Here is a 24,810-nt window from a genome sequence, read left to right as displayed (position 1 = left end):
TGTCTTACTCTTCGCGCAGAAGCTGTTCGACGGCGTCAACCACATCCTGAACGGTACGAACCGATTTAAAGGTTTCCGGCTTGATTTTCTTGCCCGTTTTTTTCTGCAGATGAACAATCATGTCCACCGCATCAATGCTGTCCAGCTCCAGGTCTTCGTAAAGACGGGCTTCGGGCGAAATATCCTGCGGGTCGATTTCAAAAAGCTTGGTCAGAAGACCACGGACTTCCTGATAAATGGTTTCTTGTTCGGTCATCGTGATCACATCTCAGGCGCGTTGAGCGTTAATAAAGGACGCCAGCGTGGCGACGGAAAAGAAGTGCTGGCGCATCTCTTCGCTTTCGGCGGAAAGCACCACGCCATACTGGTTTTTCACGGCCAGACCCAGTTCCAGCGCGTCGATAGAGTCGAGACCCAGCCCATCGCCAAACAGCGCGGCATCGGTGTCAATGTCCTCTGCGGTAAGCTCGTCCAGATTCAGCGTGGTGATAATGAGATTCTTAATTTCAAGATAAAGCGCTTGCATCATTAATTCCTGACAAAGATTGAAGGCCTGATGTTAATCGATGCTGTAGATGCCGGTTTAACTGCCTTGCCGCCAGCGCCGGTTCTTGTTCATTTGCATCGTAAAATTCGTCAATGTTCACGCGGTCGCGGACATCCACGGTGAAGACAGGTTTTTCTGGCGGTACATCATACCAGCGACTTTTTTTATCCAGCAGGTGCTCGCTGCAGTGGATCAGCACCACCCGCAGATCGCTGTTACAGCGCACGGCGATATTTGCCGCGCCGCGCTGGAGGGAGATGGCCTCGCCAAACCGGGTACGCGTGCCTTCCGGGAAGATTAACAGCGTGTCGCCCTGAGCCAGACGCTGCCGGCTGGCCGCGAGCAGGGGCTCGGCTTCGCTGTTAATCAGGTAGTCCGCCGCGCGGATAACGCCGCTGACAAAGGGGTTGCGCAGCAGCGCGCTCTTCACCAGACAGTCGGTTTCCGGCATCACCGACGCCAGAATCACGTAGTCAATTAACGTGGGGTGGTTAGCCACCACCAGACAACCCCGATCGCTGCGCAGCGCGTCAAGATTGTGAATGCGATAGTCCAGTACTCCGAGGCTGCGCGCCACGGTCAGGAAGAAGCGGAAGCTGGCCGCAATGCTGCGACGCGCCAGGCGACGACGGCTGGCGCGGTCGCGCTGGACGATCAGGAGCAGGTTGAACCAGACCAGCGACAGCAGCAGCCCGCCCACGCCAAACAGCGCGAAGCAGAAGCCGGTCATCGCCAGACGCCATAACCAGTTGATACGGGCGGCCAGGCGGTTCATGCGCGCGTCCATTGCCACAGCAAACGTTCGCCCGGCACTACAAACTGACGTTCCTCGCTGAGATAACGTTGCAGGAACATCAGGCTTTGCGGCAGGGCAGGTTCTTCACCCGTGCTGCCGCTGCGGGTTTCGCACTGCAAGTCGTTGCCGGATTCAATCACCAGCGCCAGCGCGTACGGCCAGGTGGGCATCTGCGGCGGTAGCGCCGGATGGTAAAATTCCGGCAGCGCGCCGTCAAAATCGACCAGCAGGACGCGGGAGTAGCCCGCATGCAGCAGGCTCAGCACTTCGCATAAGGCCTGCTGGAAGGTGTCCAGCCCGGCAGAGATGGATGACGAGACGATGGGCTGGCGTGCGGTAATCGTGAGATTGCCCACCGCGGAATTGTGCACGGACATGGCGAAGTCGGTGGGGGAAACGGACTGCCCGGTCGCCAGAGCATGCAGAATACGGTAGTTGCGCTCCAGCTCGCCGTGACGGCTGGCATAGACGACGGCATCAATGGCGTGGTTTTGCAGCATGGCAAGACCAATATCCACCGCCAGCTTACTGCCTGAATTGAGGCGGCGCGCGGTCATCATGGGTAAAGCTGTCAGCCGGGGAAGCGGGGCCGCTGGGTCAACGGCCAGCTGCAGGCGCGACCACGCCTGCCACTCTGTGGCATCGCTGAGTCCTGGCGCTCTCGCCTGCCAGTCGATAATGTTCAGTGAAAATTTCATCTACGCGCGTCCGCGAAAAAAACCGTATTCAAAGGGCAGGCTGGGCCACCCGGGCAGCTAAGCTGCTCTATTGTTCACGTTTGGTGCATATCAGCAGGGTATGACCGACCCCAAGGTTGTCCAGCCGCTGTTCAACGCTGAAACCTGCGCTCTCCAGATAGCGATAAAACTTCTCTACGCTGTAAAACCGGCTATTACCATTCGCCATACAGGTGAAATAGAGCGAGGTTGCATTCAGGCTGAAAGAGGCCGCTTCAAATTTCTGGGCATCCCAGAAAAGCTCCATGATGCACAAACGTGCGCCTGGCTTCATGACCTGTGCGACGCGCGTCAGCATGGCGACAATCTGATCCGGAGAGAAACAATCCAGGAACTGGCTCATCCACCAGACGTCGGCGTCACCCGGCAATGCTGCTGGGCTAAGCATATCGACAGCATGGAATGCAATACGATGAGAAAAACCTGCTTTTGCGATGTTTTCCTGCGCCAGCGCTATCTGCTGCGGCAGATCGAGGATCGTCACGGCAACATTTTCGTCATAGCGGCAGCAGCGTAACGACCATTTACCCGTATTTCCGCCCACATCGTACAATTTTGTCGGCGAGCTTGCGAATATATATGGCAACGCAGCGTCAAAAGCGGCGTCAGAATAGTAATGATCGAAGGCGAACCAGCTCTCTTTCGCCGGAGCCGGTAATTGGGATAAGGCCGGGTAGATGGTTGGCCAGTTGCCAAACACGGCTAATCCGGCAGGCTTTTCTTCCTGCAGGGCGTCCGCCAGGTGAAATAGTCCCTGGTAACAAACGTCCTGAGTGAAATCCATATTTACGCGGGTCATTTCGTCGTGCAGTAAAAAATGGCCCACTTTCGCCAGAAAATAACGTCCATTCTGTTGGGTAACGATTCGACCGCTTAATCCCATATCCAGCAGTACGCTGACGCCATAGCCGCCGAGCGTGCTGTGTTCGGTTATTTCCTCGAGGCTGGCACCCTGTTTACCTTGTTTATCGAGCCAGGCGAGAACGCCTGAGTTACGCAGACAAAGCGCAGTCTGGAATAACATCGGGGCAAAGGCGATGCGCTGCGCTTCGGTAATGGCATCCAGTGCGCTGAGTGTGTCCTTTTCGTACATTACTGCGTAACCTTTTAGGGCAATAAAGAGAGGTTATCGGGCCATACGCGGCCCGACTTTAGAAAAAAATTACAGCGCGGCGCCAGCGGAAAGGTTCAGCTGAATATCGTGGTCGAGGTTATTCACCCAGCGGTTATAATTTTTGTGAATTTTACCGTCTGCCGCTTTCAGGTTAAGGCTGTTTTCATAGTTGATTGAATAGCTTGTTGCCGTGTACGGAATACTCACCTGGACCGAGTGATCGCGTGACTGCAGACGTCCCTTAATCACTCCCGGGCCCGCTTCCGTCATGATCCAGTCACGCTTTTGGCCTGCTTTCAAAATTGCCGTTTTTACCTGATCGGCAGAATGACCCGCGCTGACAATAGAGTGAACCTGAGCGATTGGGGCGGTACGCGCACAGCCTGCCAGTGCGCCAACGAATACGGCAGCAGCACACCATTTAACGATCTTTTTCATCAACAACTCCATATCAATAATAACAATTAAAGGTAGTGGTTTTTACAAATAATATTCATCCGGCGTATCGTTTGCGCCAGATGTATTTTTAATCAATATTAATGTTTGCATTACGTTGACGCGAAGACGGGCATAATATCATGGAAAATAAATAAGAATTTCATTTTTTATAATTTGCGTTAAATCATGAATTGCGTATCAACATAATGCGCGTAGCGTAAATAAAGACAGGGCGAATATCGCCTTAACGCAAATAAAAATACCGCGACGGATTAAGGTCGCGGTAATTTACGGCGTATTACTGACGGTTTAAACCTACCTGTACAGGTAGGTTACCCGGGTAGCCGGCTTTTCGGTCTCCCCGGCCCGAGCAGGATCGCCAGCTTGCTGCCGCCTTTGGTGGTTTCCATCCAGATTTTACATACGCTGGTCAGCGGGACCGAAAGCAGCATGCCGACCGGGCCCAGCAGCCATCCCCAAACCAGTAAGGATAAAAACACCACCAGCGTCGACATGCCCAGCCGGTGCCCCATCATGCGCGGCTCAAGAATATTGCCCAGCACCATATGCACGACGAGGAACAGCGCGCCGACCAGCATACATTCGTAGAAGCCGTTAAACAGAAACGCCTGAATCATCGGCGGCACGGCGGAAAGCACCGCGCCAATATTGGGCACGTAGTTCAGCAGAAAGGCCAGCACGCCCCACATCAGCGCGAACTGCACGTCCATCAGCATCAGCCCCAGCCAGACAATCACCCCGGTCCAGACGCTCAGGAGCGTTTTCAGCGCCAGGTATTTGGAGACGCCCTTCAGTGCCCGGTGTAATCCCGCAATGTGAATTTGTGGATTGTTCAGTGCAAAGCGCAGCTTATAAGGGACGTGGCGGACTTCGAACAGCATGAACACCACCGTCATGACCAGCAGCAGAATGCTGGCCATCGCGCCGGAAAGCCCCGTCATTAAGGTGGTGGCGTAGGTCATAACCTTCTCTGAATCCATCCGGCGCAGCATCCGTTCGGGTGAGATATGCAGATTAAGGAAGGGCACCATCTCCTGCAGTGCGACAATCTTACGCGTCAGCTCTTTGTTGTACTGCGGCAGCATGGTGGAGAATTCGCTCAGCGATGCCGCCAGCACGCCGAAGAGCGCCGTCAGGGCAATCAGCATCACGATGACGACGATGGTGATGGCTACCGGACGGCTGACGCCCCGGCGTAAAAACCAGGTGACCAGAGGATTAAGCACAATGGCAAAAAAGAGCGCCAGCAGGAGCTGAACAATAATGTCGGCGGCAGCATGGATACCCGCAAGGATAACCACCAGACAGGCGAGTTTTAATAAGATGTGAAGTCCTGTTTTGTCGGACGGGTTAGCGATCATGCGTGTTCCTTAATGTGATGACCCGGTAAGTGTAGTGCCCGGGCTCCGCTTCGTCTGGGGCCGTTAATCTGAAAGTCGGGGCTGATTTTCTTATTGCGCCGTGGTAATAGTGAAACACTGTTGTAAAAAACCCAGGTAGAACCCCATGCCCGAACCTGCCGCTGAACCGGCACTGAGCGGACTGCGCCTCAATCTGCGCATCGTTTCCGTTGTGATTTTCAACTTTGCCAGCTATCTGACCATTGGCCTGCCGCTGGCGGTCCTGCCGGGCTATGTCCATGACGTGATGGGCTTCAGCGCCTTCTGGGCGGGGCTGGTGATTAGCCTGCAATATTTCGCCACGCTCCTCAGCCGCCCGCATGCCGGGCGCTACGCGGACACGTTCGGTCCAAAAAGCATCGTGGTGGTGGGACTGTGCGGCTGTTTCCTCAGTGGCCTGAGCTATCTGCTGGCTGCCGCAACCAGCCACTGGCCGCTGGTCAGCCTGGCGCTGCTCTGCCTGGGCCGCGTCATTCTGGGCATTGGGCAAAGTCTGGCGGGAACCGGCTCGACGCTGTGGGGCGTGGGGGTGGTAGGCGCGCCGCACATTGGCAGGGTGATCTCCTGGAACGGGATTGTCACCTACGGTGCGATGGCGCTCGGTGCGCCGCTCGGCGTGGCCTGCTATGCGCTGGGGGGGCTGTATGGGCTGGCCATCACCATCATGGTGGTCGCGCTGCTGGCGATCCTCTTTGCGCTGCCGCGCCCGAAAGTGAAGGCCAGCAAAGGCAAGCCGCTGCCGTTTCGGGCGGTGCTGGGGCGCGTCTGGCCGTACGGCATGGCCCTGGCGCTGGCGACCACCGGCTTCGGCGTGATCGCGACCTTCATTACTCTGTTCTACGACGCCAAAGGCTGGGACGGCGCGGCCTTTGCGTTAACCCTGTTCAGCTGTGCGTTTGTAGGCGCCCGCCTGCTTTTCCCTAACGGCATCAACCGTCTGGGCGGGCTGAACGTGGCGATGATCTGCTTTGCGATAGAGATTGTCGGGCTGCTGCTGACCGGAATAGCGATGGTGCCCTGGGTCACGAAAGTGGGCGTGTTCCTCGCGGGGGCAGGCTTTTCCCTGGTCTTCCCGGCGCTGGGCGTGGTGGCGGTAAAAGCCGTGCCGCAGCAGAATCAGGGGGCGGCGCTGGCGACCTATACGGTGTTTATGGATATGTCTTTAGGCATTACCGGCCCGCTGGCGGGGCTGGTGATGGCCTGGGCAGGGGTTCCGGTGATCTATCTTGCCGCGGCGGGTCTGGTGGTGATTGCGCTGCTGCTGACGTGGCGGCTAAAAAAATGGCCCCCGGTGCAGGCACCGGAGGCCACGTCATCGTCGTGAAGGGTTACTGGATCACGATGGTGTTAATGATGTTTTCAGCAGCCGTCTGCGCTTTCTGCTGATCTTCCGCTGGCAGGGTGATCTGCAGGGTCAGCAGTTTGTTATCAACCTTGCCCAGCACCACAGAAGAGTAAGCGGTCTGGCCTTTTGCAGAGATGATGCTGTCGAGCTGTTGCAGCGTGTGGCCTTTCAGCTCGATGGATTTATTGGTGACGACCTGCAGCTGCGGATCGCGGCCGCGCTGCTGATCTTCCAGACGTTTGGACAGAACGGCCAGATCTTCGCTGGTGTCGTCGCCCACAATCACAATGACCGCTTTCTGCCCGGTTGCGTCGGAGTACACGTGCATGTTGTTCGCCTGGGTGCCCAGCTTGCCGCTCTGGTCAGTCATATCGGCTGGCAGAGAGAAACTGAGTTTGCCATCCATCAGATTCACCGGCTGGCCGGTCGCGTTGCTCTCTGCGGATGCGCCCTGAGCAGGCATTTTCGTGTCGCTGTTATCACAGGCTGCAAGACCCACAACCAGCAGGCCAATCCCGACATATTTAACCAGATTGCGCATTGACTTCTTCCTTTCGATAAACGGCCATAACGGCTCATTCGCTCATCTTATCACAACTGATAAAGCGAACCCTTAACCAGCCTGCAATGCCGTGATTTCAGATTTATCTGCCAGCCTTTTCAGCAGCATATTGAGCAGCACGCCGTACATCGGCAGGAAGAAGACAATGCTGATGAGGACCTTGAAGCAGTAGTCCACCAGCGCGATTTCCATCCAGTGTTCAGCCATGAACGCATCCGGGCTGCGCCAGAAGGCGATGAAGAAGAAGGCCAGCGTATCGCTCACGTTACCGAACAGCGTGGAGGCGGTTGGTGCCATCCACCAGCGATGGTTCTGACGCAGGCGGTTAAACACATGCACGTCGAGGATCTGCCCCAGCGCGTAGGCCATAAAGCTTGCCGCGGCGATACGGGCAACAAACAGGTTGAAGTGGGTTAACGCCTCAAAGCCCTGCCAGCTTCCCATATAAAACAGAGAGGAAATCACGTACGAGATGAACAGCGCCGGGAGCATGACCGAAAAAATAATGCGGCGAGCCAGCGGTGCGCCAAAGATACGCACGGTCAAATCGGTCGCGAGGAAAATAAACGGGAAGCTGAACGCGCCCCAGGTGGTATGAAAACCAAAGATGGAGATCGGGAGCTGCACCAGATAGTTGCTGGAGGTGATCACCAGCAAATGGAAAAGCGAAAGCCAGAACAACGCTTTTACGCGCTGTGATTCAGAAAACGACGTCATATTGTGACCTTTTTATACGTTGGGGTGAGGGAACCCAATAAAAACCGCAGCATGATACTGCTTTGGCAGGACATTGCAATGGTTAGTTTTTACGCAATCGTTAACCTGGTTTGCATTGATCGCAACCGGGCGTAAACTACAGCCGTTTTTACCAGACCGAGAAGACCATGATCGACCTGTTTTCCAGCCCAGACCACACTCTTGACGCCCAGGGCCTTCGCTGCCCGGAGCCGGTAATGATGGTACGCAAAACCGTGCGCAACATGCAGACCGGTGAAACGCTGCTGATTATTGCCGATGACCCGGCCACGACCCGCGATATTCCCGGCTTTTGTACCTTTATGGAACATGAACTGGTGGCACAGCAGACCGAGGCGCTGCCGTACCGGTATTTGATTCGTAAGGGTTAGATGGGCTGTCCTCTGCGGCCTGATGCCCTCACCCCGGCCCTCTCCCACGGGGAGAGGGAGCAAACACTAAAAACGGCAATCTTTGATTGCCGTTTTGCGTTTACCTAGCCTTTCATCCACGCCCTGATCCCGTCCAGGAACATCTGCGTTGCCATCATTACCAGAATCAGCCCCATCAGGCGTTCCAGCGCGTTCACCCCTTTCTCTCCCAGCAGGCGAAGGAACAGGGACGACTGCAGCAGGATAATAAACGTCCCGCCCCAGGCGATCAGCAGGGCAATCACCAGATGGCTCATCTGGTTCGGATATTGATGCGACAGCAGCATCAGCGTGGCCAGAATGGTTGGCCCGGCGACGAGGGGGATCGCCAGCGGCACAATAAACGGCTCTTCACCCGCAGGCAGGCCGCTGCTGCTGCCTTCCGCGCTCGGGAAAATCATCTTAATGGCAATCAGGAACAGAATAATCCCGCCGGAAATCGAAACCGTTTCGGCGCGCAGGTTCAGGAACGCGAGAATTTTTTCACCCGCAAACAGGAAGATAAACATCACCAGCAGGGCGATGAGCAGCTCGCGGATCATGATCGCCCGGCGGCGCTTCGGCTCGGTGTGCTTCAGCACCGACATGAAGATCGGCAGGTTACCCAGTGGATCCATTATCAGAATCAATAAAACCGCTGCGGAAATGATTTCACTCATGTAAATTATCCCTGAAATTCTCTATGGTTATTATGATAATTAGCTGTATTTCTGATTGCCGGGCAATCATCGATTAATTTCGCTTGCGACTTTGGCAGCATTTTGTAATGTGAAGCATATCCCAGTTCAATACTGGCTTGCACAAACAGCACACACCCTCAGCAGGAAAAAAATGCTATGAAAAACGTTGGTTTTATCGGCTGGCGCGGTATGGTCGGCTCTGTACTCATGCAACGCATGGTTGAAGAGCGCGATTTCGACGCTATCCGCCCGGTCTTCTTCTCCACTTCCCAGCTCGGCCAGGCTGCTCCGTCCTTTGGTGGTACCACAGGCACGTTGCAGGATGCTTACGATCTGGAAGCGCTGAAGGCACTCGACATTATTGTCACGTGCCAGGGCGGCGATTATACCAACGAAATCTATCCAAAGCTGCGTGAAAGCGGCTGGCAGGGCTACTGGATTGACGCGGCCTCTTCGCTGCGCATGAAAGACGATGCCATCATCATTCTTGACCCGGTTAACCAGGGCGTCATCACCGACGGCCTGAACAACGGCGTGAAAACCTTTGTTGGCGGCAACTGCACCGTCAGCCTGATGCTGATGTCCCTCGGCGGCCTGTTCGCGCAGGATCTGGTGGAGTGGGTCTCCGTGGCGACCTACCAGGCCGCGTCCGGCGGCGGCGCGCGTCACATGCGCGAGCTGCTGACCCAGATGGGCCAGCTGCACCAGAGCGTCGCGACCGAGCTGGCAAACCCGGCGTCCGCGATCCTCGATATTGAACGTAAAGTGACTCAGCTGACCCGCAGCGGCGAGCTGCCGGTGGATAACTTCGGCGTACCGCTGGCCGGTGGCCTGATCCCGTGGATCGACAAACAGCTGGATAACGGCCAGACCCGCGAAGAGTGGAAGGGCCAGGCTGAGACCAACAAAATCCTCGCGACCGCGAACACCATTCCGGTTGACGGTCTGTGCGTGCGTATCGGCGCGCTGCGCTGCCACAGCCAGGCCTTCACCATTAAACTGAAAAAAGATGTGTCTATTCCGACCGTGGAAGAGCTGCTGGCCGCGCACAACCCGTGGGCGAAAGTGGTACCAAACGATCGCGATATCACCATGCGCGAGCTGACCCCGGCTGCTGTTACCGGCACGCTGACCACGCCGGTTGGCCGTCTGCGCAAGCTGAACATGGGGCCGGAATATCTCTCCGCGTTCACCGTCGGCGACCAGCTCCTGTGGGGTGCCGCCGAGCCGCTGCGCCGCATGCTGCGCCAGCTGGCGTAATAATTTGTTAAATACCGGGGGTGATTTTCACCCCTTTTTTTTGCGTACTACATGGAGTAACACGCGTATGTCTTATTTTTTATCAGGAGTCATCTAGAGCGTTGGCTATGCTTTAAGGAAGAGTCATTTCTTACCTGAGGTTCGAACGGAGCAGAATGGATGCACATTTTTGTGCTGTCCCGTTCAGGTCACATTAAAAGTCGTCCCGGAGCGCTTAAAAAGGACGACATAAAAAACAGGATGAATACCATGTCCGATCGTGTGGATAGAGACGTGATTAATGCGCTTATTGCGGGTCATTTTGCTGACCCCTTTTCTGTGCTTGGGATGCATTATACTGAGGATGGTCTTGAAGTTCGGGCACTGTTACCGGATGCCACAGAAGTCTGGGTGATTGAACCCAAAACCGGCCGCAAGGTGGGTAATCTAGAATGCCTCGATTCCCGTGGCTTCTTCTCGGGCGTAATGCCCCGTCGTAAAAACCCTTTTCGCTATCAGCTCGCCGTTCTCTGGCACGGTCAGCAAAACCTGATTGACGACCCTTACAGCTTCGGCCCTCTGCTTAAGGAGATGGATGCCTGGCTGCTCTCCGAAGGAACGCATCTTCGCCCTTATGAAACGCTGGGTGCCCATGCCGATACCATGGACGGCATTACCGGCACGCGGTTCTCCGTGTGGGCGCCTAACGCCCAGCGCGTCTCCGTTGTCGGCCAGTTCAACTACTGGGACGGCCGCCGCCACCCGATGCGCCTGCGCCGGGAAACCGGCATCTGGGAGCTGTTTATCCCCGGGGCGCACCACGGGCAGCTTTATAAATTCGAGATGATCGACGCCCACGGCAAGCTGCGCATTAAAGCCGATCCGTATGCCTTCGAAGCGCAGATGCGCCCGGAGACCGCGTCGCTGATTTGCGGCCTGCCGGAGAAGGTCGTCCAGACGGAGGAGCGTAAACAGGCCAACCGCTTTGATGCGCCCATCTCCGTCTATGAGGTCCACCTTGGCTCCTGGCGTCGCCACACCGATAACAACTTCTGGCTGAGCTACCGTGAGCTTGCCGACCAGCTGGTGCCCTATGCCAAATGGATGGGCTTTACCCACCTTGAGCTGCTGCCGGTCAACGAGCATCCGTTCGACGGCAGCTGGGGCTATCAGCCCACCGGGCTGTATGCGCCAACGCGCCGCTTCGGCACGCGCGATGACTTCCGCTATTTCATTGATGCCGCGCACGCCGCCGGGCTGAACGTCATCCTCGACTGGGTGCCGGGCCATTTCCCGTCGGATGACTTTGCGCTGGCAGAATTTGACGGCACGAAGCTGTACGAGCACAGCGACCCGCGTGAAGGCTATCACCAGGACTGGAATACGCTGATCTACAACTACGGTCGCCGTGAAGTCGCAAACTACCTGGTCGGGAATGCCCTGTACTGGATCGAGCGGTTTGGTATTGATGCCCTGCGCGTCGATGCGGTGGCGTCGATGATCTACCGCGACTACAGCCGCAAAGAGGGCGAGTGGATCCCGAACGAGTTTGGCGGCCGTGAAAACCTGGAAGCGATTGAATTCCTGCGCAATACCAACCGCATTATCGGCGAGCAGGTGGACGGTGCCGTGACCATGGCGGAAGAGTCGACCGACTTTGCGGGCGTCTCCCGTCCGCCGTCACTAGGCGGCCTGGGGTTCTGGTATAAGTGGAACCTGGGCTGGATGCACGACACGCTCGACTACATGAAGCTGGATCCGGTTCACCGCAAGTACCATCACGACAAGCTGACGTTCGGGATGCTCTACAACTACACCGAAAACTTCATGCTGCCGCTGTCCCACGATGAAGTGGTGCACGGCAAAAAATCCATTCTCGACCGCATGCCGGGCGACGCGTGGCAGAAGTTTGCCAACCTGCGCGCCTACTACGGCTGGATGTTTGCCTTCCCGGGCAAGAAACTGCTGTTTATGGGCAATGAGTTCGCTCAGGGACGCGAGTGGAACCACGACGCCAGCCTCGACTGGCATCTGCTCGAAGGCGGTGACAACTGGCACCACGGGGTGCAGCGTCTGGTGCGCGACCTGAACCTGACCTACCGCCACCACAAAGCGCTGCACGAGCTCGACTTCGATCCGTACGGCTTTGAGTGGCTGGTGGTGGACGACCACGAGCGCTCGGTGTTTGTCTTTGTGCGTCGTGACAAAGCGGGTAACGAGATCGTCGTCGCCAGCAACTTCACGCCGGTGCCGCGCGAACACTACCGCTTCGGCATTAACCAGCCGGGTAAATGGCGCGAGATCCTGAATACCGACTCGATGCATTACCACGGCAGTAACGCCGGTAACGGCGGGCTGGTACAGAGCGACGCCATCGAAAGCCACGGACGACCCAACTCCCTGAGCCTGACGCTGCCGCCGCTTGGCACCATCTGGCTGATGCGGGAGGGCGAATGACGCAGCTTACGGCAGGTAAACCCGAACCGCTCGGCGCGCGTTTTGACGGAAAGGGTGTCAATTTCACCCTCTTTTCCGCTCACGCTGAGCGGGTAGAACTGTGCGTTTTTGATGGGGAAGGTAACGAGCACCGTTACGATTTACCCGAGCGCACGGGGGATACCTGGCACGGCTACCTGGCCGGAGGACGGCCAGGCATGCACTACGGCTTTCGCGTACACGGTCCGTGGGATCCGGCGCAGGGGCACTGGTTTAACCCGGCGAAGCTGCTGATCGACCCGTGCGCGCACCGCGTGGACGGTGAATTTAAAGATGACCCGCTCTTCCACGTGGGCTACGGCGAGCCCGACCACCGCGACAGCGCGCCCGTCGCGCCAAAAAGCGTGGTGGTGAACGATCTTTATGACTGGGAAGACGATGCCCCGCCGCAGACGCCGTGGGGCAATACCGTCATTTATGAAGCCCACGTCAAAGGGCTGACGTACCTGCATCCGTCGATCCCCAAAGAGATGCGAGGCACCTATAAGGCGCTCGGGCATCCCACCATGATCGCCTACCTGAAACACCTCGGCATTACCGCGCTGGAACTGCTGCCCGTCGCCCATTTTGCCAGCGAGCCGCGCCTGCAGCGGCTGGGGCTAAGCAACTACTGGGGCTACAACCCGCTGGCGATGTTCGCGCTTGAGCCACGCTATGCCGCTCATCCGGAAAAGGCGCGGGACGAGTTTCGCGATGCGGTGAAGGCGCTTCATACGGCGGGCATTGAGGTCATTTTGGACGTCGTGCTGAACCACAGTGCCGAAAGCGATCTCGACGGTCCGACGCTCTCCATGCGCGGAATTGATAACCGTAGCTATTATTGGATCAGGCAGGATGGCGATTATGAGAACTGGACCGGCTGCGGTAACACGCTCAACCTCAGCCATCCGGCGGTCACGCATTTTGCTTATGAGTGCCTGAAATACTGGGTAGAAACGTTCCACGTCGACGGTTTTCGTTTCGACCTGGCGCCCGTGATGGGCCGCACGCCGGCGTTCAGCCAGCAGGCGCCGCTGTTTGAGGCGATAAAAAACTGTCCGGTGCTCTCGCAGGTGAAGCTCATTGCCGAGCCGTGGGACATCGGTGAAGGCGGTTATCAGGTCGGGAATTTCCCGCCGCTGTTTGCCGAGTGGAACGATCACTACCGCGATGCCGCGCGCCGCTTCTGGCTGGAACGGAATCTGTCGCTGGGGGAGTTCGCCGGACGCTTTGCCGCTTCAAGCGATCTCTTTAAGCGCGACGGCAAACGCCCGTCGGCCACCGTCAATCTGTTGACGGCGCACGACGGTTTTACCCTCAGGGACTGCGTTTGTTTCAATCAGAAACACAATGAGGCAAACGGCGAAGAGAATCGCGATGGCACTAACAATAACCATAGCTTTAATCATGGTATAGAAGGGTTAGGCGGAAGCCTTGACGTTATCGAGCGGCGACGCGCCAGCGTACATGCGCTGCTGACAACGCTTTTATTGTCGCAGGGCACGCCGATGCTGCTGGCAGGCGATGAGCACGGCCATAGCCAGCACGGTAACAACAATGCGTATTGCCAGGACAACACGTTAACCTGGCTCGACTGGGGTGAAGCCAACAGCGGGCTGATTCATTTTACCGCTGCGCTGATCCATCTTCGCCAGCAGATCCCCGCGCTGACCGCCGATCGCTGGTGGGAAGAGGGTGACGGCAACGTTCGCTGGTTGAATCAAGACGCGCAACCGTTAAGCGCGCAAGAGTGGCAACACGGCGTACCACGCCTGCAAATCCTGCTGTCGGATAAATGGCTGGTCACGCTGAACGCGACGGATGACGTCGCAGAGATTGTTTTACCTGAAGGGGAATGGCGAGCTGTTCCCCCCTTTGCCGGAGCGGATAATCCGGTAGTAATGGCTGTCTGGCACGGGCCTGCGCACGGAGTGTGCGTATTCCAAAGATGATAAAAAAGGAGTTAGTCATGGTTAGATTAGAGAAGAACGATCCCTTAATGTTGGCACGCCAGCTACCATTAAAAACGGTTGCCCTGATACTTGCGGGTGGGCGTGGTACCCGTCTGAAAGATTTGACCATCAAGCGCGCCAAACCGGCTGTTCACTTTGGTGGTAAGTTCCGCATCATCGACTTTGCGCTCTCCAACTGCCTGAACTCGGGCATTCGCCGTATTGGCGTCATCACGCAGTATCAGTCGCACACGCTGGTTCAGCATATCCAGCGCGGCTGGTCATTCTTCAGCGAAGAGATGAACGAGTTTGTCGATCTCCTTCCTGCTCAGCAGCGCGTTCACGGCGAGAACTGGTACCGCGGGACGGCGGATGCGGTGACGCAGAACCTCGACATCATTCGTCGCTACAGCGCGGAATACATCGTGATCCTCGCCGGGGACCACATCTACAAGCAAGATTACTCCCACATGCTCATCGATCACGTCGAAAAAGGGGCGCGCTGCACCGTGGCGTGTCTGCCCGTGCCCGTTGCTGAAGCGACGGCGTTTGGCGTGATGCACGTGGATGCCGACGACAAAATTATCGACTTTGTTGAAAAACCGGCGAACCCGCCAACCATGCCGGGCGATGACACCAAATCGCTTGCCAGCATGGGGATCTACATCTTTGATGCAGAATATCTTTATGAGCTGCTGGAAGAAGATGACAAAGACGAAAACTCCAGCCACGACTTCGGTAAAGACATCATTCCGAAAATCACGAAAGCTGGCATGGCGTATGCACATCCTTTCCCGCTGTCCTGCGTGCAGTCCGACCCGAATGCGGAACCCTACTGGCGCGATGTGGGAACCCTGGAAGCGTACTGGAAAGCGAACCTCGACCTGGCGTCGGTCACGCCTGAGCTGGATATGTACGACCAGAACTGGCCGATTCGTACCCATATGGAATCGCTGCCGCCGGCGAAATTTGTGCAGGATCGCTCCGGCAGCCACGGTATGACGCTGAACTCGCTGGTGTCCGGCGGGTGCATTATTTCAGGCTCGGTGGTGGTGCAGTCGGTGCTGTTCCCCCGCGTGCGGATAAATTCATTCTGTAATATCGATTCGGCAGTCTTACTGCCTGATGTCTGGGTAGGTCGCTCGTGTCGTCTGCGTCGCTGCGTTATCGATCGTGCCTGCGTCATTCCCGAAGGGATGGTGATTGGTGAAAACGCGGAAGAAGACGCGCGTCGTTTCTATCGTTCGGAAGAGGGGATCGTGTTAGTTACACGGGAAATGTTGCGGAAGCTGCAGATCAAACAGGAGCGATGATGCAGGTTTTACACGTATGTTCTGAGATGTTCCCGTTGTTAAAAACGGGCGGTCTGGCGGATGTTCTGGGTGCATTACCGGCGGCGCAAATCGCCGGAGGCGTGGATACCCGAGTCCTGCTGCCCGCCTTTCCGGATATCCGGCGCGGTATACCTGATGCAAAAGTGGTGACCCGCCGTGAGACCTTCGCCGGACGCATCACCCTGCTGTTTGGACATTACAATGGCGTAGGGATTTACCTGATCGACGCGCCGCACTTATACGATCGACCGGGCAGCCCGTATCACGATACGAACCTGTTCGCCTATACCGACAACGTGCTGCGCTTTGCGCTGCTCGGCTGGGTCGGTGCCGAAATGGCGACGGGGCTGGATCCGTTCTGGCGTCCGGATGTGGTGCACGCGCACGACTGGCACGCCGGGCTTGCCCCGGCGTATCTCGCGGCGCGCGGCCATCCGGCCAAATCGGTCTTTACCGTGCATAACCTGGCGTATCAGGGGATGTACTATGCCCATCACATGAGTGAAATCGATCTGCCATTATCGTTCTATAACATGCACGGACTGGAATTTAACGGGCAGATCTCGTTCCTGAAAGCCGGGCTGTACTACGCCGATCACATCACGGCGGTGAGCCCAACCTACGCGCGTGAGATCACCCAGCCGGAGTTTGGCTACGGTCTGGAAGGGTTGCTGCAACAGCGCCATCGCGAAGGCCGCCTGTCGGGCATTCTGAACGGCGTGGATGAACAGATCTGGAGCCCGGAGACCGATCTCCTGCTGGCGGCGCGCTATGGCCGTGACTCCGTGGAAGACAAAGCGGAAAACAAACGCCAGCTGCAGATTGCGATGGGCCTGAAGGTTAACGACAAGGTGCCGCTGTTCGCGGTGGTCAGCCGCCTGACCAGCCAGAAAGGGCTGGATCTGGTGCTGGAGGCGTTGCCCGGTTTACTGGAGCAGGGCGGGCAGCTGGCGCTGCTCGGCGCGGGCGACCCGGTGCTGCAGGAAGGTTTCCTTGCCGCCGCCGCGGAACATCCGGGGCAGGTGGGCGTGCAGATTGGCTACCACGAAGCGTTCTCGCACCGCATCATGGGCGGCGCGGACGTCATCCTGGTGCCGAGCCGTTTCGAACCCTGCGGCCTGACGCAGCTTTACGGTCTGAAATACGGCACGCTGCCGCTGGTACGCCGCACGGGCGGGCTGGCGGATACCGTATCCGATAGCTCTCTGGAAAACCTGGCGGACGGTATCGCCAGCGGGTTTGTCTTTGAGGACAGTAATGCCTGGTCGCTGCTTCGGGCGATTCGGCGTGCTTTCGTCTTGTGGTCCCGTCCATCGCTCTGGCGTTACGTTCAGCGTCAGGCGATGTCCATGGACTTTAGCTGGCATGTCGCGGCGCAGTCATACCGCGATCTCTATCAACGCTTGATGTAACGAGGCGAAGTTACTGATATGAACGCTCCATTTAGCTACTCTTCACCCACGCTCAGCGTTGAGGCGTTAAAGCACTCCATCGCCTACAAGCTGATGTTCACCATCGGGAAAGATCCGGTTATTGCGAACAAACACGAGTGGCTGAACGCCACCCTGTTTGCGGTGCGTGACCGTTTAGTGGAACGCTGGCTGCGCTCAAACCGCGCCCAGCTCTCGCAGGAAACGCGTCAGGTTTACTACCTGTCGATGGAATTTTTGATTGGCCGCACGCTTTCCAACGCGCTGTTGTCGCTCGGTATTTATGACGACGTCAAAACCGCACTGGAAGAGATGGGGTTAGATTTAGAAGAACTGATCGATGAAGAGAACGACCCGGGCCTCGGCAACGGCGGCCTGGGGCGTCTCGCCGCCTGCTTCCTCGACTCGCTCGCGACGCTGGCGCTGCCGGGCCGCGGCTACGGTATTCGCTACGACTACGGTATGTTCAAACAGAACATCGTCGACGGGCGTCAGAAAGAGTCGCCGGACTACTGGCTGGAGTACGGCAACCCGTGGGAGTTCAAGCGCCACAATACGCGCTACAAGGTACGCTTTGGCGGGCGTATCCAGCAGGAAGGCAAAAAATCCCGCTGGGTCGAAACGGAAGAGATCCTGGCCGTAGCCTACGACCAGATTATCCCCGGCTATGACACCGATGCCACCAACACGCTGCGCCTGTGGAGTGCCCAGGCCAGTAGCGAAATTAACCTCGGTAAATTCAACCAGGGTGACTACTTTGCGGCGGTGGAAGATAAAAACCACTCCGAGAACGTGTCCCGCGTGCTGTACCCGGATGACTCGACCTACTCCGGCCGCGAGCTGCGCCTGCGTCAGGAGTATTTCCTCGTCTCTTCGACGATTCAGGATATCCTCAGCCGCCACCATCAGCTGCACAAAACCTACGCCAACCTGGCGGAGAAAACCGCGATTCACCTTAACGACACCCACCCGGTGCTCTCCATTCCGGAGCTGATGCGCCTGCTGATCGACGAGCATAAGTTCAGCTGGGATGACGCGTTTGAAGTGACCTGTCAGGTGTTCTCCTACACCAACCACACGCTGATGAGCGAAGCGCTGGAAACGTGGCCGGTGGACATGCTCGGCAAAATCCTGCCGCGCCATCTGCAGATCATCTTTGAGATTAACGACTACTTCCTCAAGACGCTGCAGGAGCAGTACCCGAACGATACCGGGCTGCTGAGCCGCGCGTCCATCATTGATGAATCAAACGGTCGCCGCGTGCGCATGGCCTGGCTGGCGGTGGTCATCAGCCACAAGGTCAACGGCGTGTCCGAGCTCCACTCGAACCTGATGGTGCAGTCGCTGTTTGCGGACTTCGCGAAGATTTTCCCGACGCGCTTCTGCAACGTGACCAACGGCGTCACGCCGCGCCGCTGGCTGGCGCTGGCCAACCAGCCGCTCTCTGAGGTGCTGGACGAGAATATCGGCCGTACCTGGCGGACCGATTTGAGCCAGCTGAGCGAGCTGGAACAGCACATTGATTTCCCGACGGTGAACAAAGCCGTGCGCGAAGCCAAGCTGCTGAACAAAAAGCGTCTGGCGGTCTGGCTGGCGATGCACCTCAACGTGGTGGCAAACCCGAAAGCGCTGTTCGACGTTCAGATCAAACGCATCCACGAATACAAACGTCAGCTGATGAACGTGCTGCACGTGATCACCCATTACAACCGCATCAAGGCCGATCCAACGGCCGAATGGGTGCCGCGCGTGAAGATCTTCGCCGGTAAGGCGGCCTCTGCCTACTACATGGCGAAGCACATCATTCATCTCATCAACGATGTGGCGAAGGTGGTTAACCAGGATCCGGACATTGGCGACAAGCTGAAGGTGGTGTTCATTCCGAACTACAGCGTGAGCCTGGCGCAGATGATCATCCCGGCGGCGGATCTTTCTGAGCAGATTTCTACGGCGGGTACGGAAGCATCCGGCACCAGCAACATGAAGTTTGCCCTTAACGGCGCGCTGACCATTGGTACGCTTGACGGGGCGAATGTTGAGATGCTGGAGCACGTGGGCGAAGAAAATATCTTTATCTTCGGTAATACGACGGAAGAGGTGGAGGCGCTGCGCAGGAAAGGCTACTCGCCGCGTAAATATTACGAAGAGGATGAAGAGTTACGCCAGGTGCTGACGCAGATCGCGACCGGCGTGTTTAGCCCGGATGAACCGAGCCGCTATCGCGATCTGGTGGATTCGCTGATTAACTTTGGCGATCACTACCAGGTGCTGGCGGATTATCGCAGCTACGTGGACTGTCAGGATAAGGTGGACGAACTGTATCGTCAGCAGGAGAAGTGGACCAGCGCCGCGATGTATAACATCGCCAATATGGGCTATTTCTCGTCTGACAGGACCATCAAGGAGTATGCCGAGACGATCTGGCATATTGATCCGGTGAGGTTATAAAAGCAAAACGGCAACCTCGGTTGCCGTTGTTAGTGTTTGTTCCCTCTCCCTGTGGGAGAGGGTCAGGGTGAGGGCATCAGCCCGCACCGATCGTATTACGACGCCAGCGACAGCTCACGCTTCCCCGCATTTTGCAGTAACCACTGCGCCACGCGAGACTGCTGCTCGGCGTTGAGCCACATCCCTTCTTTGGTACGACGCCAGATAGCATCATCCAGACGACGAACCCACTCGTGCTCAACCAGGTAGCGCAGCTCGGCTTCGTACAGCTCGTGGCCAAAATGCTCGCCCAGATCCGCAATGTCCTTCGCATCGCCCAGGAACAGCTCGGTATTGCTGCCGTAGGTGCGGGCATAGTGGCGCGCCATTCCTTCGGTGATGAACGGGAAGCGACGGCGCAGCTTCGCGGCGTAATCATCGCGGTTATCGCCGATATCACCGCCGGGCAGTACCGCGCCTTTGGTCCATGCCGGGCCAATGCCTTTATAGTACGGCGCCAGTTTTTCCAGCGCGTGCTCGGCCAGCTTGCGGTAGGTGGTCAGCTTGCCGCCAAACACGGAAAGCAGCGGCGCCTGGCCGTCAACGTCGTGAATATCGAGCGTATAGTCGCGGGTAATCGCCTGCGGCGAGTCAGACTCGTCATCGCACAGCGGACGCACGCCGGAGTAGGTCCAGACAACGTCATCGCGAGACAGCTGTTTCTTAAAGTGCGCGTTATACACTTTGAGCAGGTAGTTCACTTCGCTCTCGTCGATCTCGACGTTCTTCGGATCGCCTTTGTACTCCACGTCGGTGGTACCGATGATCGAGAACTCGTCCATCCACGGGATCACAAACACGATGCGCTTGTCTTCGTTCTGCAGAATGTAGGCCTGCTTCTGCGTATGCACGCGCGGCACCACAATGTGGCTGCCCTTGATCAGGCGAATGCCGTACGGCGAAGGCAGATGCATGCCGTCGTCGAAGAACTGCTTCACCCACGGGCCGGTAGCGTTCACCAGGCCGCGCGCTTTCCAGCTGAATTTCTCGCCGGTATCGATGTCTTCCGCTTCCACAATCCACAGGCCGTTTTCACGACGGGCAGCGGTCGCGCGGGTACGGGTTTTCACCTCGCCACCTTTCTTCTCGACCATCTGGGCATTCGCCAGCACCAGGCGCGCATCGTCCACCCAGCAGTCGGAATATTCGAAACCGCGCACGATTTCTGGCTTAAGGACCGATTCTGAGCCAAAACGCAAACCTTTCGAACCCGGGAGGCTGGTGCGTTTACCCAGATGATCGTACATAAACAGACCAATTCGGATCATCCACGCCGGACGCAGATGCGGGCGATGGGGCAGGCGGAAGCGCATCGGAATAGCCAGATGCGGCGCCATTTTCAGCAGCACTTCACGTTCGGCCAGCGCTTCACTGACCAGGCGGAATTCGTAGTGTTCCAGGTAGCGCAGGCCACCGTGAATCAGTTTGGAGCTGGCGGACGACGTCGCGCAGGCGAGATCGTTAGCTTCCAGCATCAGTACGGATAAACCGCGTCCTGCGGCATCAACCGCAATACCGGCACCGTTGATGCCACCGCCTATCACAATCAGATCTTTGGTTTCCATAACACCCTCATGCACTTTCGTTAAAGCTCAGAAATGTTCGATATCGCTCATAATAGCAAAGGAACGCGCTTTTGGTAACATCAAAAAAACAATTTAGAGTGATATGGATAACATAATGGCGTTTACCCGCCGCCAGGACGTACACTACGGGGTAAAATCTTGTCGTTGACCACTGTAAAGAGAACACCATGGATCAGTTTGAATGTATTAACGTAGAAGAAGCCCACCAGAAGATGCACCAGGGAAAAGCGGTGCTGGTGGACATCCGCGATCCGCAGAGTTTTGCGATGGGCCACACGCCGGGCGCGTTCCATCTCACCAACGACACGCTGGGCGCGTTTATGCGCGATAACGACTTCGAGACGCCGGTCATGGTCATGTGCTACCACGGCAACAGCAGCAAAGGTGCGGCGCAGTATCTGCTTCAGCAGGGCTACGACGCGGTGTACAGCGTCGACGGCGGCTTCGATGCCTGGCATCGTCATTTCCCGGCAGAAGTGGAATACGCTTTTGAGCGCTGATCCCGCTATACTGTCCCCTTTTGTGTGGAAATAAGCGACCGCTGCCCATGTTGATGATCACCTCTTTTACCAACCCGCGCGTCGCCCAGGCGTTTGTCGACTATATGGCGACGCAGGGCGTTATTCTGACCATTCAGCAACATAACCAGACCGACGTTTGGCTGGCCGACGAGAGCCAGGCCGCGCGCGTAAACGAAGAGCTGGCGCGTTTTCTTGAGAACCCCGGCGACCCGCGCTATCTGGCGGCCAGCTGGCAGTCCGGGCAGACCGGCAGCGGATTGCACTACAGCCGTTTTCCCTTCCTTGCCACCATCCGCGAACGCGCGGGCCCGTTTACGCTGCTGCTGATGGCGGCCTGCATTATCGTCTTCATTATTATGAACGTGGTGGGCGACCAGAGCGTGATGATTGCTCTGGCCTGGCCCTATGACCCGTCTCTTGAGTTTGACGTCTGGCGCTACTTTAGCCACGCGCTGATGCACTTCTCGGTGATGCATATCCTCTTTAACCTGCTGTGGTGGTGGTATCTCGGCGGTGCCGTTGAAAAGCGTCTGGGCAGCGGCAAGCTGATCGTTATCACCCTTATCAGCGCCCTGCTGAGCGGCTATGTGCAGCACAAGTTCAGCGGGCCGTGGTTCGGCGGGCTGTCGGGCGTCGTGTACGCCCTGATGGGCTATGTCTGGCTTCGCGGGGAGCGCGATCCGGAAAGCGGCATCTATCTGCAACGCGGATTAATAACCTTTGCGTTAATATGGCTAATTGCCGGATGGTTTGATCTGTTTGGTATGTCTATCGCCAACGGTGCACACGTCGCCGGGCTGGCCGTGGGGCTGGCGATGGCGTTTGCCGACACGCTCCATGCGCGAAAACGAACATAATTCTCAGGGATAATTGATGAAACAAACACAACGTCATGACGCTATTATCGAACTGGTAAAAAAACAGGGATACGTCAGCACCGAAGAGCTGGTGGAGCAGTTTGCCGTCAGCCCACAAACCATCCGTCGTGACCTGAACGACCTGGCCGATCAGAACCGCATTCTTCGCCACCACGGCGGGGCGGCGCTGCCGTCCAGTTCGGTCAATACCTCCTGGCACGACCGTAAAGCCACGCAGACGGCAGAGAAAGAGCGCATTGCCCGCAAGGTCGCCAGCCAGATCCCAAACGGGGCGACGCTGTTTATTGATATCGGCACCACGCCGGAAGCGGTGGCCCATGCGCTGCTGGATCACGAGAACCTGCGCGTGGTCACCAATAACCTGAACGTGGCCAATACCCTGATGCAGAAAGACGATTTCCGCATCATCCTCGCGGGCGGCGAACTGCGCAGCCGCGACGGTGGGATTATTGGCGAAGCGACCCTCGATTTTATCTCTCAGTTCCGCCTCGACTTCGGCATTCTGGGGATCAGCGGCATCGACAGCGACGGCTCCCTGCTGGAGTTCGATTATCACGAGGTACGCACCAAGCGCGCGATTATTGAAAACTCGCGCCACGTGATGCTGGTGGTGGACCATTCCAAGTTTGGCCGTAACGCGATGGTGAACATGGGCAGCATCAGCATGGTGGATGCGGTCTATACCGACGTGATGCCGCCGGCGGGCGTGATGCAGGTGATTAAGGATAATAATTTGCAGTTAGAGTTGTGTTGAAAAGCCGTTCTCCCTCTCCCTGTGGGAGTGTACGGTCCGGGGACATAGTGAACACTTGTTCGGGGACATGGTAGACACTTACAACTAAGGCATAAGAACCCGTTTATGGAGTCGCTTATGCCCTGGGATGCGAGAGATACCATGTCATTACGTACCGAGTTTGTTTTGTTCGCCTCGCAGGACGGGGCGAACATTCGTTCCCTCTGCCGTCACTACGGTATTTCACCTGCCACAGGCTACAAGTGGCTTCGCCGCTGGGCTCAGGAAGGTGCCGCCGGCCTTCAGGACCGCCCGCGCATACCGCACCATTCCCCGAACCGCTCATCTGACGACATCACAGCCCTGCTGCGCATGGCGCATGACCGCCATGAGCGCTGGGGCGCACGCAAGATAAAGCGCTGGCTCGAGGACCAGGGGCACCGCATGCCCGCCTTCAGCACCGTCCATAGCCTGATGGCCCGCCATGGTCTGCTGCCGGGCGCTTCACCGGGCATTCCCCCCACGGGACGGTTCGAACATGACGCGCCGAACCGCCTCTGGCAGATGGATTTTAAGGGCCACTTTCCCTTTGGCGGCGGCCGCTGCCATCCGCTCACCCTGCTGGACGACCACTCCCGTTTTTCCCTGTGCCTGGCGCACTGTACCGATGAACGGCGCGAGACCGTGCAGCAGCAGCTGGTCAGCGTGTTTGAGCGTTACGGCCTGCCGGACCGGATGACGATGGACAACGGCTCACCGTGGGGCGACACCACCGGCACCTGGACGGCGCTGGAGCTGTGGCTGATGCGCCACGGTATCCGGGTGGGGCACTCCCGGCCTTATCATCCGCAGACGCAGGGCAAGCTGGAGCGTTTTCACCGCAGCCTGAAGGCGGAAGTACTGCAGGGAAAATGGTTCGCAGACAGCGGTGAGCTGCAGCGCGCCTTCGACCACTGGCGGACGGTCTATAACCTTGAACGCCCGCACGAGGCGCTGGATATGGCGGTACCGGGCTCGCGGTATCAGCCGTCAGCGCGGCAGTACAGCTGCACCACAACGCCCCCGGAATACGACGAGGGCGTGATGGTCAGGAAGGTGGATATCAGCGGAAAGCTGAGCGTGAAAGGGGTAAGTCTGAAGGCAGGCAAGGCGTTCAGGGGAGAACGGGTCGGGCTGAAGGAGATGCAGGAAGACGGCAGCTACGAGGTGTGGTGGTACAGCACGAAAGTGGGGGTGATCGACCTGAAGAAAAAGTCGATCACCATGGGTAAAGGATGATAAAAAGTGTTCACCATGTCCCCGAACACCTGTCTACCATGTCCCCGGACTGTACAGGGAGAGGGTCGGGGTGAGGGCATCAGGCTGCACA

The 24,810-nt window shown here is 57.3% G+C and carries 22 protein-coding genes and 1 pseudogene; 12 read left to right on the top strand and 11 right to left on the bottom strand.

Features of this window, described 5'->3' with window-relative positions:
• Nucleotides 1–4 precede the first annotated feature (4 nt).
• From AC2TE5_RS21470 to AC2TE5_RS21440, 7 genes are all read right to left on the bottom strand, one after another.
• The gene (locus AC2TE5_RS21470) at nucleotides 5–256 is read right to left on the bottom strand and encodes an acyl carrier protein (protein ID WP_484612325.1); all 252 of its coding nucleotides are present in this window, start codon (nucleotides 254–256) and stop codon (nucleotides 5–7) included.
• A 12-nt stretch (nucleotides 257–268) separates the two neighbouring features.
• Nucleotides 269–526 (bottom strand): phosphopantetheine-binding protein, encoded by a 258-nt coding sequence (locus tag AC2TE5_RS21465; protein WP_008503081.1) that lies wholly within the window; start codon nucleotides 524–526, stop codon nucleotides 269–271.
• Nucleotides 507–1,322 carry a lysophospholipid acyltransferase family protein gene (locus AC2TE5_RS21460; protein ID WP_484612324.1) on the bottom strand — a complete coding sequence of 272 codons (816 nt, stop codon included), beginning with the start codon at nucleotides 1,320–1,322 and terminating at the stop codon, nucleotides 507–509. Before AC2TE5_RS21460 ends, AC2TE5_RS21465 begins: the two co-directional genes overlap by 20 nt.
• Nucleotides 1,319–2,041: a beta-ketoacyl synthase chain length factor gene (locus AC2TE5_RS21455; protein ID WP_484612323.1), complete on the bottom strand. Its 723-nt coding sequence runs from the start codon at nucleotides 2,039–2,041 to the stop codon at nucleotides 1,319–1,321. Before AC2TE5_RS21455 ends, AC2TE5_RS21460 begins: the two co-directional genes overlap by 4 nt.
• A gap of 67 nt (nucleotides 2,042–2,108) precedes the next feature.
• Complete coding sequence (locus tag AC2TE5_RS21450; RefSeq protein WP_159515068.1) at nucleotides 2,109–3,173, bottom strand: class I SAM-dependent methyltransferase; 1,065 nt, start codon at nucleotides 3,171–3,173, stop codon at nucleotides 2,109–2,111.
• A 69-nt stretch (nucleotides 3,174–3,242) separates the two neighbouring features.
• Nucleotides 3,243–3,632, bottom strand: a complete 390-nt coding sequence (locus AC2TE5_RS21445; protein WP_484612322.1) for an LptM family lipoprotein — start codon at nucleotides 3,630–3,632, stop codon at nucleotides 3,243–3,245.
• A gap of 332 nt (nucleotides 3,633–3,964) precedes the next feature.
• Nucleotides 3,965–5,014 carry an AI-2E family transporter gene (locus tag AC2TE5_RS21440; protein ID WP_213329102.1) on the bottom strand — a complete coding sequence of 350 codons (1,050 nt, stop codon included), beginning with the start codon at nucleotides 5,012–5,014 and terminating at the stop codon, nucleotides 3,965–3,967.
• A gap of 145 nt (nucleotides 5,015–5,159) precedes the next feature.
• Between AC2TE5_RS21440 and AC2TE5_RS21435 the strand changes: the two genes are divergently transcribed.
• Nucleotides 5,160–6,377 (top strand): MFS transporter, encoded by a 1,218-nt coding sequence (locus tag AC2TE5_RS21435; protein ID WP_484612321.1) that lies wholly within the window; start codon nucleotides 5,160–5,162, stop codon nucleotides 6,375–6,377.
• A 4-nt stretch (nucleotides 6,378–6,381) separates the two neighbouring features.
• Here the strand turns inward: AC2TE5_RS21435 and AC2TE5_RS21430 are convergent, their stop codons facing one another.
• Together AC2TE5_RS21430 and AC2TE5_RS21425 are read right to left on the bottom strand one after the other, a co-directional pair.
• Nucleotides 6,382–6,939, bottom strand: coding sequence for a DcrB family lipoprotein (locus AC2TE5_RS21430; RefSeq protein ID WP_484612320.1), 558 nt, complete (start codon nucleotides 6,937–6,939; stop codon nucleotides 6,382–6,384).
• A gap of 72 nt (nucleotides 6,940–7,011) precedes the next feature.
• Nucleotides 7,012–7,677, bottom strand: coding sequence for a 7-cyano-7-deazaguanine/7-aminomethyl-7-deazaguanine transporter (locus AC2TE5_RS21425; protein WP_032648297.1), 666 nt, complete (start codon nucleotides 7,675–7,677; stop codon nucleotides 7,012–7,014).
• A gap of 167 nt (nucleotides 7,678–7,844) precedes the next feature.
• Between AC2TE5_RS21425 and tusA the strand changes: the two genes are divergently transcribed.
• Nucleotides 7,845–8,087 (top strand): sulfurtransferase TusA, encoded by a 243-nt coding sequence (gene tusA / locus AC2TE5_RS21420; RefSeq protein ID WP_436353546.1) that lies wholly within the window; start codon nucleotides 7,845–7,847, stop codon nucleotides 8,085–8,087.
• Nucleotides 8,088–8,191: 104 nt separating this feature from the next.
• Here tusA and yhgN read toward each other — a convergent pair whose 3' ends face one another.
• Nucleotides 8,192–8,785: an NAAT family transporter YhgN gene (gene yhgN / locus AC2TE5_RS21415; protein WP_003861574.1), complete on the bottom strand. Its 594-nt coding sequence runs from the start codon at nucleotides 8,783–8,785 to the stop codon at nucleotides 8,192–8,194.
• A 177-nt stretch (nucleotides 8,786–8,962) separates the two neighbouring features.
• Here yhgN and asd point away from each other — a divergent pair, with 177 nt between their 5' ends.
• The 6 genes from asd (at nucleotide 8,963) to glgP (ending at nucleotide 19,684) form a co-directional block, all read left to right on the top strand.
• Nucleotides 8,963–10,066, top strand: a complete 1,104-nt coding sequence (gene asd / locus AC2TE5_RS21410; RefSeq protein WP_033146834.1) for an aspartate-semialdehyde dehydrogenase — start codon at nucleotides 8,963–8,965, stop codon at nucleotides 10,064–10,066.
• A 249-nt stretch (nucleotides 10,067–10,315) separates the two neighbouring features.
• A complete protein-coding gene (gene glgB / locus AC2TE5_RS21405) occupies nucleotides 10,316–12,502 on the top strand; it encodes a 1,4-alpha-glucan branching enzyme (RefSeq protein WP_484612319.1) in 2,187 nt (728 codons plus the stop codon).
• Nucleotides 12,499–14,472, top strand: coding sequence for a glycogen debranching protein GlgX (gene glgX / locus AC2TE5_RS21400; protein ID WP_032662237.1), 1,974 nt, complete (start codon nucleotides 12,499–12,501; stop codon nucleotides 14,470–14,472). Before glgB ends, glgX begins: the two co-directional genes overlap by 4 nt.
• A 17-nt stretch (nucleotides 14,473–14,489) precedes the next feature.
• Nucleotides 14,490–15,785, top strand: a complete 1,296-nt coding sequence (glgC, locus tag AC2TE5_RS21395) for a glucose-1-phosphate adenylyltransferase (RefSeq protein WP_063144256.1) — start codon at nucleotides 14,490–14,492, stop codon at nucleotides 15,783–15,785.
• Nucleotides 15,785–17,218: a glycogen synthase GlgA gene (gene glgA, locus AC2TE5_RS21390; RefSeq protein ID WP_063144255.1), complete on the top strand. Its 1,434-nt coding sequence runs from the start codon at nucleotides 15,785–15,787 to the stop codon at nucleotides 17,216–17,218. Before glgC ends, glgA begins: the two co-directional genes overlap by 1 nt.
• Before the next feature lie 18 nt (nucleotides 17,219–17,236).
• Nucleotides 17,237–19,684, top strand: coding sequence for a glycogen phosphorylase (glgP, locus tag AC2TE5_RS21385; protein ID WP_213329106.1), 2,448 nt, complete (start codon nucleotides 17,237–17,239; stop codon nucleotides 19,682–19,684).
• Nucleotides 19,685–19,779: 95 nt separating this feature from the next.
• On the opposite strand, the gene glpD is transcribed toward glgP, so the two are convergent.
• Nucleotides 19,780–21,288, bottom strand: coding sequence for a glycerol-3-phosphate dehydrogenase (gene glpD, locus AC2TE5_RS21380; protein ID WP_032662239.1), 1,509 nt, complete (start codon nucleotides 21,286–21,288; stop codon nucleotides 19,780–19,782).
• 188 nt (nucleotides 21,289–21,476) lie between these two features.
• On the opposite strand from glpD, the gene glpE reads away from it, so the two are divergent.
• From glpE to AC2TE5_RS21360, 4 genes and pseudogenes are all read left to right on the top strand, one after another.
• Entirely contained in the window at nucleotides 21,477–21,809 is a 333-nt protein-coding gene (gene glpE, locus AC2TE5_RS21375; protein WP_006177908.1) for a thiosulfate sulfurtransferase GlpE, read from the top strand.
• A 47-nt stretch (nucleotides 21,810–21,856) separates the two neighbouring features.
• Nucleotides 21,857–22,687, top strand: a complete 831-nt coding sequence (glpG, locus tag AC2TE5_RS21370) for a rhomboid family intramembrane serine protease GlpG (RefSeq protein WP_121426134.1) — start codon at nucleotides 21,857–21,859, stop codon at nucleotides 22,685–22,687.
• 16 nt (nucleotides 22,688–22,703) lie between these two features.
• Complete coding sequence (locus AC2TE5_RS21365) at nucleotides 22,704–23,462, top strand: DeoR/GlpR family transcriptional regulator (RefSeq protein ID WP_008503060.1); 759 nt, start codon at nucleotides 22,704–22,706, stop codon at nucleotides 23,460–23,462.
• A gap of 117 nt (nucleotides 23,463–23,579) precedes the next feature.
• Nucleotides 23,580–24,793: pseudogene (locus AC2TE5_RS21360) on the top strand (IS481 family transposase).
• Nucleotides 24,794–24,810: the final 17 nt, after the last annotated feature.

The sequence above is a fragment of the Enterobacter sp. N5-15 genome (assembly GCF_057221635.1).
The sequence above is the reverse complement of the archived record's forward strand: the minus strand, read 5'-3'. Positions and strand labels throughout refer to the sequence as shown.